This window comes from Baumannia cicadellinicola str. Hc (Homalodisca coagulata), assembly GCF_000013185.1.
In the GTDB taxonomy this organism is placed as follows: domain Bacteria; phylum Pseudomonadota; class Gammaproteobacteria; order Enterobacterales; family Enterobacteriaceae; genus Baumannia; species Baumannia cicadellinicola_E.
Genome location: NC_007984.1, coordinates 256,308 through 268,091, shown reverse-complemented (window position 1 = coordinate 268,091; position 11,784 = coordinate 256,308). Strand labels below are relative to the sequence as shown.

General features: G+C 35.9%; 11 protein-coding genes and 3 tRNA genes. 1 reads left to right on the top strand and 13 read right to left on the bottom strand.

Going from position 1 to position 11,784, the window contains the following annotated elements; translation table 11 throughout:
• Nucleotides 1-2 precede the first annotated feature (2 nt).
• The 7 genes from serC to bioB form a co-directional block, all read right to left on the bottom strand.
• Complete coding sequence (gene serC / locus BCI_RS01240) at nt 3-1,094, bottom strand: 3-phosphoserine/phosphohydroxythreonine transaminase (protein ID WP_011520435.1); 1,092 nt, start codon at nt 1,092-1,094, stop codon at nt 3-5.
• 6 nt (nt 1,095-1,100) lie between these two features.
• Entirely contained in the window at nt 1,101-1,814 is a 714-nt protein-coding gene (gpmA, locus tag BCI_RS01235; protein ID WP_011520434.1) for a 2,3-diphosphoglycerate-dependent phosphoglycerate mutase, read from the bottom strand.
• A 59-nt stretch (nt 1,815-1,873) separates the two neighbouring features.
• Nucleotides 1,874-2,635 (bottom strand): L-cystine ABC transporter ATP-binding protein TcyN, encoded by a 762-nt coding sequence (gene tcyN, locus BCI_RS01230; protein WP_011520433.1) that lies wholly within the window; start codon nt 2,633-2,635, stop codon nt 1,874-1,876.
• 463 nt (nt 2,636-3,098) lie between these two features.
• Nucleotides 3,099-3,776, bottom strand: a complete 678-nt coding sequence (gene bioD / locus BCI_RS01225) for a dethiobiotin synthase (RefSeq protein ID WP_011520432.1) — start codon at nt 3,774-3,776, stop codon at nt 3,099-3,101.
• Nucleotides 3,769-4,530 (bottom strand): malonyl-ACP O-methyltransferase BioC, encoded by a 762-nt coding sequence (bioC, locus tag BCI_RS01220; RefSeq protein WP_011520431.1) that lies wholly within the window; start codon nt 4,528-4,530, stop codon nt 3,769-3,771. Before bioC ends, bioD begins: the two co-directional genes overlap by 8 nt.
• Nucleotides 4,517-5,695, bottom strand: a complete 1,179-nt coding sequence (locus BCI_RS01215) for an 8-amino-7-oxononanoate synthase (RefSeq protein WP_011520430.1) — start codon at nt 5,693-5,695, stop codon at nt 4,517-4,519. Before BCI_RS01215 ends, bioC begins: the two co-directional genes overlap by 14 nt.
• On the bottom strand, nt 5,692-6,720 hold the full coding sequence (gene bioB, locus BCI_RS01210; RefSeq protein ID WP_011520429.1) for a biotin synthase BioB: 1,029 nt from the start codon (nt 6,718-6,720) through the stop codon (nt 5,692-5,694). Before bioB ends, BCI_RS01215 begins: the two co-directional genes overlap by 4 nt.
• A 107-nt stretch (nt 6,721-6,827) precedes the next feature.
• Between bioB and bioA the strand changes: the two genes are divergently transcribed.
• Entirely contained in the window at nt 6,828-8,129 is a 1,302-nt protein-coding gene (gene bioA / locus BCI_RS01205; protein ID WP_011520428.1) for an adenosylmethionine--8-amino-7-oxononanoate transaminase, read from the top strand.
• Between the two features lie 11 nt (nt 8,130-8,140).
• On the opposite strand, the gene pgl is transcribed toward bioA, so the two are convergent.
• The 6 genes from pgl to mdtH form a co-directional block, all read right to left on the bottom strand.
• Nucleotides 8,141-9,142, bottom strand: a complete 1,002-nt coding sequence (gene pgl, locus BCI_RS01200) for a 6-phosphogluconolactonase (protein ID WP_011520427.1) — start codon at nt 9,140-9,142, stop codon at nt 8,141-8,143.
• 95 nt (nt 9,143-9,237) lie between these two features.
• A tRNA-Leu gene (locus BCI_RS01195) sits at nt 9,238-9,323 on the bottom strand.
• Between the two features lie 13 nt (nt 9,324-9,336).
• A tRNA-Cys gene (locus BCI_RS01190) sits at nt 9,337-9,407 on the bottom strand.
• A gap of 143 nt (nt 9,408-9,550) precedes the next feature.
• A tRNA-Gly gene (locus tag BCI_RS01185) sits at nt 9,551-9,625 on the bottom strand.
• A gap of 41 nt (nt 9,626-9,666) precedes the next feature.
• A complete protein-coding gene (pgsA, locus tag BCI_RS01180) occupies nt 9,667-10,230 on the bottom strand; it encodes a CDP-diacylglycerol--glycerol-3-phosphate 3-phosphatidyltransferase (RefSeq protein ID WP_011520426.1) in 564 nt (187 codons plus the stop codon).
• A gap of 199 nt (nt 10,231-10,429) precedes the next feature.
• Entirely contained in the window at nt 10,430-11,665 is a 1,236-nt protein-coding gene (gene mdtH / locus BCI_RS01175; protein WP_011520425.1) for a multidrug efflux MFS transporter MdtH, read from the bottom strand.
• Between the last annotated feature and the right edge of the window lie 119 nt (nt 11,666-11,784).

The window sequence follows — 11,784 nt, the reverse complement described above, 5'->3', positions numbered from 1 at the left end:
GCTTAGCCATAACGACAAGCAAAGTTATGCATAAATTGAACTAGTGTTTTGACTCCTTCTAGTGGCATCGCGTTATATAACGCCGCTCGCATACCACCTGCTACACGGTGTCCTTTTAGGGCATATAATCCGGCATTTCTAGCTTCGATTATAAATAAGTCATCTAGTGCACTATTTGCTAAATAGAACGGTACATTCATGTAAGAACGATTTACTGGAAGTATATTATTATAGTAGAATTCACTATTATCTATAGTGTTATATAAGAGAATAGCTTTAGCCCGATTATTTTTTTCAATCTCAACTAGCCCTCCTTGGACTTTCAACCATTTAAAGACTAAACCTGAGACATACCAAGCAAAGGTAGGTGGAGTATTAAACATCGATTTATTATTCGCTAATAACTGATAATTAAGAATAGATGGTAATTTGGTACTAGCCCTATTTATCAGTAGATCATCCCGAATGATTACTATCGCAAGACCAGCTGGACCTATATTTTTTTGCGCACTAGCATAAATTACACCATATTTACTAACATCTATAGGACGTGCTAAAATAGCAGAGGAGAAATCAGCTACTACTATTTTATTGCCAAAATCAGGCAATTCATCAATAGTTAACCCATCTATTGTTTCATTTGGACAATAGTGTACATAGGCTACGTTATCAGGAGATAGAACCCATTCTACCATTGGTTTAATACCACGCCAACCATTAATATAAGTCATAACCTCGATCATTCTAGGTTGGCAATATTTATGCGCTTCTTTAGCTGCGCTGTATGACCAATAACCACCATGAATATAGTCTGCTATCTTAGATTTACCTAATAGGTTCATTGGTACTGCAGCGAATTGTGCGCGTGCTCCCCCATGGCAAAATAATACCTGATAATTATCAGGTATATTTAGTAAACTACGCAAATCTTGCTCTGATTCGTACGCAACCTGACGAAATTCATCACTACGATGACTGATTTCCATAATTGAAGTTCCTAATCCATGCCAATTACAGAGTTCCTGTTGTGCTTGTTGTAGTACTTCAATTGGTAATTTTGCTGGTCCTGAGCTAAAATTAAAAACGGTATTCATATTATATCAATAATCTTTATTCACAATACTTAAGTAATAATGTTTAATAGTTTTTATTTGACTATTAAATTCATATATAATTGGTACTCCGGTAGGAATATTTAGTTGTATTAATTCATTTTCGCTAAGTTGATCTAACAATGTTATAATTGCCCTAATAGAATTACCATGTGCGGCGATAATAACTCGCTCACCATTATTAATACGTGGTAAAATCTCACCCTTCCAGTAAGGAATAATACGATTAATCGTCATTGCTAAACTTTCAGCTTTAGGTAATTGATCTAAGCTTAGCTTAGCGTAGCGTATGTCATAAATAGGCAAACGTTTATCATTATCACTTAGTTCAGGTGGAGTAATATTAAGACTACGTCTCCATTGTTGGACTTGTTCCTCTCCATATTCGACCGTAATTTTCTTTTTGTTCAAACCTTGTAAAGCCCCATAATGACGTTCATTTAAGCGCCAAGATTTCTCTACAGGCAACCATGCTTGGTCTAATTCATCTAATATATACCACAGGGTGTGAATAGCACGTTTTAGTACCGATGTATAGGCAAAGTCAAAAATAAATCCTGCTTGTTTTAGTAACTGCCCAGCATTTTTTGCTTCGATACGTCCTTGATCCGATAAATCTATATCAGTCCATCCTGTAAAACGGTTCTCATTATTCCACTTACTTTCGCCATGACGTATCAAAACTAATTTATTTAAAGTCATTATATAATCCCTAATTAATATCATTTTACTATTAGTAAAAATAATTATTAAACCATAATCTATTTGTTTTTTGTTTTGAGAAAGGTATTAAGAAATAATTTAGTACGTTCATGTACAGGATGTGTAAATAAATCATCGGCCGAACTTTGCTCGACAATATGACCATCTGCCATAAAAATAGCTTGGTCTGCTACATCTCGAGCAAAACTTATTTCGTGGGTAACGATCACCATTGTACGCTGCTCATTTGCTAGGTTACGGATAGTACTTAGAACATCACCTACAAGTTCAGGGTCAAGTGCTGAGGTAGGTTCGTCAAATAATATTACTTCTGGACGCATTGCTAAAGCTCGTGCAATAGCGACTCTTTGCTGTTGACCTCCAGATAAATTTTTAGGAAAGAAGTTTTCTTTATCACGTAGACCAACTTGATCAAGTAGCTTACGGGCTTTAGCTACTGCTTCTTCACGCGGCTCTTTTTTTACTACAATTAAACCTTCTATAATGTTATCTAACACCGATCTATGTGGGAAAAGATGAAAATGCTGAAAAACAAATCCTACCTGTTGACGCAGGTAACAAATCTGTTTCTTTTGATGATATAATGGTATACTAGTATCTATTATAATATTACCTACCTGAATAGAGCCATAGTCTGGTGTTTCCAGCAGATTAATACTACGCAGTAAAGTTGTTTTACCAGAGCCACTAGGACCAATAATAGCTAAAACTTCACCTAGGCGTACCGTTAAATTAACGTTATTTAACACAGTATGATTATTAAATTTTTTTGTTAGTCCTTTAATCGCAATAGCAATCATGACATACTCCACATTTAGTATCGTTATTGCATGCATCATTGGAAAGCTATAACTAATTTGCTCGAACTTAGCTAGAAATACTTAATAAAGTACATACTTCGCTGTCTAGTAAACAATATTTAAAATGCATATTAGTTCAAGGAAACTACCTACTTTAAACAAAAATATACATTACTCTTTACACATACATAAATAAGTAAATAAATTAAATAAGGGAATGACTATTAATATATGCAAAATGATAATATATATCATATACTGAAAATCAGATAGTATTTCATCAAATACAGAGAATCTATCTCTTAAGATAGATATAAAATTAGTAATTTTATTCTAAAAATAATTAGTTTTGCTATCTATTTAATAGATTTTAAATATTTTAGTATTAAATAATTTTAAAAAATTTTTCATGATCTTAATGACTAAAATAAGCATTAAATAATAATTTGCTTATTTAAGAGCACTAACTTAGTTCTGCTAAATTAATATATTTAGCGAGCAATGCTACAGGAATATTACTTAGCCACGGAATATCACCTATTAATGGTGCGTCTAATCGATTACGTAACTCTGCTAAATAATGTTGCGACCAGGTTGTAGTTGGTTGTATATGATTAGCAATCCAACCAACTAGCTGTAGGCCAAACTGTCGTATGGCTAATGCAGTAAGTAGGGCATGGTTAATACAACCTAACTTCATCCCAATAACTAATATCACAGGTAGTTTCTCATAGTTAACCCAATCACTATATAGTATTCCTTCTCCTAACGGAGTAAACCATCCTCCTGCACCTTCTACGACAATCCAATCGGACTTTTGCTCTATTACTTTAAGTCCAGCTGATAGTTCAGATAGCTCAATATTTCGTCCTTCAGCACGGCAAGCAATATGTGGTGATGTGGGCTCACTAAATACCAATGGGTTTACCTGTGAATAAGATAGAATAACATTACTATTTGATAATAGTGCCAAAGCATCATTATTTCTTGGTCCGTCAAGTGTTAACTGATAACCAGTAGCTACTGGTTTATAGCCAGCCGCATGATAACCTATGCTAATAGCAGCTTGTAGCAACGCACAGGCTGCTAAGGTTTTACCAACATTGGTATCTGTTCCCGTAATAAAATAACGTTTAGTCACGATATAATACTCCATAAACTAATTGATAGCTAAGTGGTAACCCTAAAGCATGTCTAGGCCAGGCTTCTTCTAATGCTCGGAAACGCGTCCTACTAGTTAAACCCAATCCATGACCAATATATAAATAACTAGCACCTACACCTTTAATTTCATTAAATAAATCTATTAATTTGGAATAATATAGGGTTTTTTGTTCTATGACTATCTTATGGTTATAAGCTTGGAAAGCAGCAGCAATATCCGTTTGTGGTAAAAAACGATTAATATGTATATTATTATCTACTTGCCTCCATGCAAGTTCTAGCTCATGTAGAGAACCATAAGCTAGAGTCGATACAGCTAAGATACCACCTGGACGTAGTACCCTATGAAATTGATTTAATACCTGCGGTAAATCTTCGCACCATTGTATAGCTAGGTTACTAAAAACACATTCTACTGTAGATGTTGCTATTGGTAACTGTTCAATATCACCGATAATATAAGCAGCTGCTGAATGCTGTTGCTGAGCAATAACTAACATAGCAGCAGAAATATCTAAAGCAATAACATAATTACCTTCGCGTTGCCAGCAACGGCTAAACCAACCAGTACCGCAACCAGCATCTAGCAATAACTGACTACTTCTTCTCGGACCGATTAAAGAACGCAAACGTTCACCGCAATAACGTTGAAAAGCTGCGTATCTATCATAATGCTGTGCTGCACGACTAAAACTACGAGCGATACCTTGTTTATGGTTATTTATTGACATTAGCTAATGCTTCTAATAGTTGTTCAATATCATTGTAATTATGAGCTGCTGTAAGGGTAATACGTATCCGTGCACTATTAGGTGGTACAGTCGGAGGACGAATAGCTGTTAACCATAAGCCTTGTTCTCGTAGCTGACTTACTAAATTTAATGTACTTAAATTATCGCCAATTAATAATGGCTGAATAGCTGTTATCGATGGTAATAGCCTATATCCTAATCCTAATGCTTGTATACCATAGCGAAAATGATTAATATTATCTTGAAGTTGCTGACGTAAAGCTTTTCCTGTTATTGTACGTATAAGAGTGAGAGCAACTTCTGTTGCGGCTACTATTGCTGGAGGTAATGCCGTACTATAAATTAGATGTGAAGAAAACTGTATTAGATATTCAGCTACTTGTTCCTGGCACAATACAGCAGCACCACTAACTCCTACCGCTTTGCTAAAATTCACTATTAATATCTCAGGACGAAAGTCCTGATTTAAATCCCAACAACATCCACATCCATCTAAGCCTAAAATGCCGAAACCATGAGCATCATCTACCATTAACCAGCTGCTATCTACAGCACGTATATATGGTATCATAGTAGATAATGGTGCTTGGTCTCCATCCATGCTGAAAACACCTTCAGTGATTACTAAACAGTTACTCTGACAAAATCGTTGCAATAAATGTTGTAATGAGCTGATATCGTTATGTCGAAACCTAATTAGTTCTGCCGAAGATTGAATAGCGGCATTTAGTAAAGATGAATGGCTTAAACGATCTGCGAAAATATAATCTCCGACAGTTGTTAATGCGCTAATAACAGCCTGATTAGCAATATAACCAGAACAAAATAATAGTGCTCGTGGAAAACTAAGCCAGTTGGCTAACTGATTTTCTAGTCGTTGATGTCTTGGACTATAACCTATAACGTGACCAGAACCACCAGAACTAATTCCTTCATCTATTGCTACCTGCTGATAAGCGGCAATTACTTCTGGATGCCGCGCAAGTCCAAGGTAGTCATTACTTGAGAAGTTTAAATAACGTTTCCCCTGGTATGTTAATATACGGTCATTACCACCGCTGATTAGCTTACGATATCGATAAGCTTTTTTCTGTTTCTGTATAGCTAGCGCTTTTTCGCAACGCTGTATCCATAAACTAGTCATGAGCTAATAGTATTATCATGCTGTTGGTTATCATGAAGTAATAATTTCTTTTTCTTCCAATTAGAATTTTTTATTGTAGTATGTTTTTCTATCTGCATTCCCAACTTACGGAATAGTCTTTTATCACTATCTTCGGTGGGATTAGAAGAGGTAAGTAGTTTGCGGCCGTAAAAAATAGAGTTAGCACCTGCCATAAAGCATATAGCTTGTGTTTGTTCGTTCATCTGTTCACGACCAGCCGATAATCGAACATAAGAGGTAGGCATCATAATACGAGTAACCGCAATCATACGGATCAAATCAAATGGATCTACATCCTTATTATCAAACATTGGCGTACCGCGTACTTTAACCAGCATATTAATTGGCACACTAGATGGAGGTTCTGGTAAATTAGCGAGTTCAACTAAAAGTCCTGCGCGATCACTAATAGTCTCGCCTAATCCTATAATACCACCAGAGCAGATTTTTATCCCTGCTTTACGAACATTTTCAATTGTATTAAGCCTATCTTGATAACTACGCGTAGTAACAATAGAATGATAAAATTCTGGTGATGTATCTAGATTATGATTATAAAAATCTAAGCCTGCTTTTGCTAAGCGTTGTGCTTGTTGAGGTTTCAATATACCTAAGGTCATACATGTTTCTAAGCCTATCGCTTTTACTCCTGTGACTATTTGCTCAAGTAGTGGCATATCACGATCATGTATTTTTTTCCAAGCTGCGCCTATACAGAAACGTGTTGAACCTGCATCACTTGCTTTTTTTGCAGCTGCTAAAACTTGTGGTAACTGTACTAGAGGCTCATTATCTAATTTAGTTTCATAATGGGAGCTCTGTGGACAGTATTTACAATCTTCTGCACAGTTACCAGTTTTAATTGATAATAGTGTACTAATTTGCACTTGTCCTAGTCTAAAATATTTTCTATGAACTTGTTGAGCTTGAAATAGTAAATCAAAAAAAGGCTTATTAAATAGTGATATTGCTTGTTCTCTATTCCAACGTTGAGTAACTTGCATAATTTATATGCTCCTATATCTTCTATTATATAATAGTAGTATTATTTTATAATTTATCTTTATACTGTCAATACAATATTATTTATTATAATTGATAGGATTCAATTATGCATATAGATTATCTGATGTTTGATCGTTATCATATCTGGCATCCCTACACTTCTATGACTAATCCGTTACCTAGTTATCCAGTTATCTCAGCCTTAGGTTATGAACTAATCCTAAGTAATGGTCGTCGATTAGTAGACGGAATGTCATCTTGGTGGGCGGCTATTCATGGTTATAATCATCCGGTTATTAACCAGGCTATGAATGACCAGATAAGTCGTATGTCACATGTGATGTTTGGGGGTATCACACACTATCCAGCCATAGAATTATGTCAACGCCTTGTAGCTTTAACACCTTCTGGTTTAGATTGTGTGTTTTTATCTGATTCTGGATCAGTAGCAGTAGAAGTAGCCATGAAAATGGCTTTACAGTACTGGCAAGCTCGCGGAAAACCACGTCATAAGTTTCTAGCATTACGTCAAGGTTATCACGGTGATACCTTTGGCGCAATGTCGGTATCAGATCCAGATAATTCTATGCATCAACTATATCAAGACTATCTGCCCAAACACCTATTCGTTAATTCTCTGCAACGACGTTTTGGAGAAATTTGGCGCGATGGCGATGAATTAGAATTAAGTAGAATTATTGCAGCTAATCATGCATATCTAACTGCTGTAATTCTAGAACCTATTGTACAAGGCGCAGGTGGTATGTACTTCTACCACCCAAACTATTTAAAGATAGCACGTAAGTTGTGTGATCAATATGAGTTACTACTAATTGCCGATGAAATAGCTACTGGTTTCGGAAGAACTGGTGAATGGTTTGCCTGTAATCACGCAGGTATATCACCAGATATTATCTGTTTAGGTAAAGCACTAACAGGCGGTACGATGACACTGTCTGCTACATTAACATGCAGAAATGTAGCAGAAACTATTAGTAAAGGTGATGCTGGCTGCTTTATGCATGGTCCAACTTTCATGGGTAATCCGCTTGCATGTGCTGCAGCAAACGCAAGTATTTCATTACTAGAAGATGAAAGCTGGCGAACACGTGTTGATACTATAGCTACACAACTACGTACAGGTTTACTACCTTTAGTAAATAATAAACATGTCCGAGATGTACGGATATTAGGTGCTATTGGGGTAGTTGAGACTAAATTACCAATAGCAATATCTGCGCTACAGAGCTGGTTTGTTAATCAAGGAGTTTGGATTAGACCATTTAGTAGATATATATATCTTATGCCGCCATATATCATCGATAGCGAAGCTATGCAACGATTACTATGCGCTATATCTAGTGCTTTAAACTGTGAAAAATTTTTTGTTACACCAGATAAATACTAGAAGCATTACTTCTATAGATCAATTATTGCTACGTACATAGGGCCATGACCTACTTCATAGCGAGCTAATGGTTTTAACATACCATTTTTTTGATTTATGTTATATACTGTAATATAATTTGACTTTTGTCCACTAACAATTAAATAACGACCTGTAGCATCGATATTAAATCCTCGTGGCTGAATTTCGGTTTCTTGATAACCCATGAACTGTAATAAACTTCCATGCTCTAATATACGAAAATATGCTATAATACTAGCACTGCGTTCACTACAATATAGCCATTGGCTATTAGGGGTAATATGGATGTCTGCTGCCCATCTAGCATTAGCTAAATGAGACGGCATAATATCTATATTTTGTACTATATTAGGTACATCGCCGGTCATATGATTTGTAGTACATATGCTAATTGTGCTATTTAATTCATTAATAACATATGCATATCGACCAGATTTATGAAATACCATGTGGCGTGGACCAGCCCCAGTGATGCTATGTATAGCATTTGGTTTATAGGGTATTAACGTACCTAATTCGGCTCTGCGGAAGATACTGATACGGTCTTCTTTTAGACAAGGAACCCATACTAATAGGTTATTAGTATCTACATTAGATGAATGACAATTGGTCAAACCATCTATAATTTGTAATAATGTACCTACAATCCCCTGTTCGTTAATTTTGTGAACACTTAAGCAGCTACCATTGTAAGAAGCACAATATAAGTTTTTGCCAAATAAATCGGTGCTTAAATGGGTAGGAGTGTTCGGTAAGGATGTTTGATCTACCTCATAAAGTAAACCACTATTAATATCAATACTATAGCTCACTATGCTGCAGATAGGACGAATACCAAGATACAGATGGGTTTTTGCAGGATGAATTGCCATTGGCTGACCAATTCCTGGAGTATTTACAACTTGTATTAAAGTTAGTAGACCTGCTTGATTCATCTGTAAAACATGAACTTGCTGACTTTCAGGACTAGAAACATAAACAATGGTATTCATTTATTATTACACCTGTTAAGCGATAATTATCGCTTATATTTATAAGACAATTTTTCTTCTATTGATAGAAGAGAGAAGTAGGTATAATTAGACTGTGGTACCCGGGACGAGAATCGAACTCGTATAGCTTAAAGCCGAGGAATTTTAAATCCCTTGTGTCTACCAATTTCACCACCCGGGCATAGAAAAATGTAAGGCGCGTTCCGGAATCGAACCGAAGTTAACGGATTTGCAATCCGCTGCATAACCACTCTGCCAACGCGCCATATATGTCTAAAAAGAGATGATGCTGAATTATTAATATTAAGTAATATATCCATAATAATAAATAGGAATAAACACGTAGATATAACATTTCTGATTACGATCTTGATAAAGATAGCGATTCATACATTATGAGTATTCATTTGGAGCGGGAAACGAGATTTGAACTCGCGACCCCAACCTTGGCAAGGTTGTGCTCTACCACTGAGCTATTCCCGCTATACCCCTACCATAAACTAAATTATACTCAGCTAAAAATATCAGTCAAGATAATTACTTTTTTTAAGCACTAAAGTATACCATGTATTAGATAAATACAGAAACATTGACCACAATGTGAATATTGTGGCAATATATAAAGCAAAAATACCTGCGAGTATTACTAGTTCTTGAGGACGCCATAATAGTGCTATTAATGCCAGTATTTGTACCGTAGTTTTAATTTTGCTAATCCAAGTCACTACTATACTATGATCTTTGCCAATTTTAGCCATCCATTCACGCAATGCCGAGACTAAAATTTCACGTGTAATTACAGTTACTACTGGTAACGTAATCCACCAGGCGTGAAAATGTTCTGCTATAAGCACCAATGCAACGGCTACCATAACCTTATCAGCAACAGGATCAAGGAAAGCACCAAAACGGGTTGTTTGTTGCCAATAACGTGCTAAAAAGCCGTCAAATAAGTCAGTTATAGCCGCCATTAAGAAAATTAATGCACTAGCTAATGGTCCCCACTTAAAGGGTAAATAGAAAGCTAAAACAAAGAACGGTATAGTGACAATACGGCATAAAGTAAGACAAATAGGTATATTTAGCATAGTACTTTGGTAACTCTCTAGCTAGAATAGACGTTACTAGTGCCTTACTAGCATTAGTATTTCAAGACGATAATTAATATCATCTTGTTCAATAAAAATAGTCTCTTATTATTTACTGTAGCACATGTACCAATTTACATTGGCTAACTACTATTTCATCCTATAAATAGTTTAATAKGTTTGCAATAATATTTATTATCTACTGTTTATAACTATTGTTCTTTGTTGTTCCACTTAAATATCYACTATAAGTTTGATAGTGGTGCTGATGGAATTGACGATAAAAACCTAGCAGTGTAATAAGACCTATCATACCTAGCATAACCCAAGGTAACTGCGGTATATCCAGCTGGTTACCCATATCATAAAGCCAGCCGCCACCGCTATAACCAATGGCTCCTCCTAAAGCTAGACCAAGACGACTAAAACCCATATAGCTACCACGTGCACGATTATCAGCTAGTGATGCACCTAAGGTTTCGCGTGCTGGTTCAGCAATAATAGAACCAGTATAAAATATACCTATTAGCAAAAATAATACCTGTAAATTATGAATCATGCCTATAGGAATGATGCTTAGTAACATAATAGTTAGACCAGCCATAAATCGGTTTTCTAAGCTGAAGCGTTTCTCACTCCATCGAGCAATAGGGTATAATAATGATAACGATAAGGCTGCTTCAATAGCATATGTCCATCTTACTGCAGCTAACTGACCAGCTACTTCATTTACTCTTATAGGTAGTATTAACATAACCTGTACTGATAATATATAATAACCAGTTAATGTAAAAACATAGGTGACAAAACGCTGGTCGTATAGTACCCGTCGTATTCCTTCTAACATAGAGGTCTGTGCATTAGAAATACGGTATGCTGGTAGTAGCCAGGCGTTTAAAATAGCAGCAAACAGAAATAGTAATGCTCCTGCTAGACAAACTAGCTTAAAATTATATTGTAATAACCAGCTACCAAGCAGTGCTCCAACCATTGCACAAGTACTATCCTGTATCATTAATAATGAATAAAAACGACCTCGTTCCCACGGTCTAGTAAGTTTCATAACTAGCGCAGTACGCGGAGGATCAAATAACGTGCCACCTAAAGCTGATAAGATGCAAGATACCCAAAGTAGCCATGGCTTATCAGCAATGCCCATGAAAATGAAACCTAGAGCACGCATTAACATGCCAGTTATGATCATAGGTTTTGCTCCAAGCTTATCGGCGAAAGCACCGCCAAAAATTCCTAGACCTTGCTGGATAAATTGTCGCAGTCCAAGAGCAATACCTACTAGTAGTGCGGTCCAGCCAAGTTGATCTACAAAACGAATTGAAATCAACGGAAATACCATATAAAAACCCATTACTACTAAAATATTATCCATCAATAAAAAATACTTACCCAAGCTTCGAGCTTGTGATACCGAAGACATGTTACACCATAGTTGATAATTGAAATGATCATACACCATATTTTGAACGTAATATGAGCTAAGCAATATTATGGAATATAGTTATGGAGGATATTTAAAATCGCACAAAATTTACAACC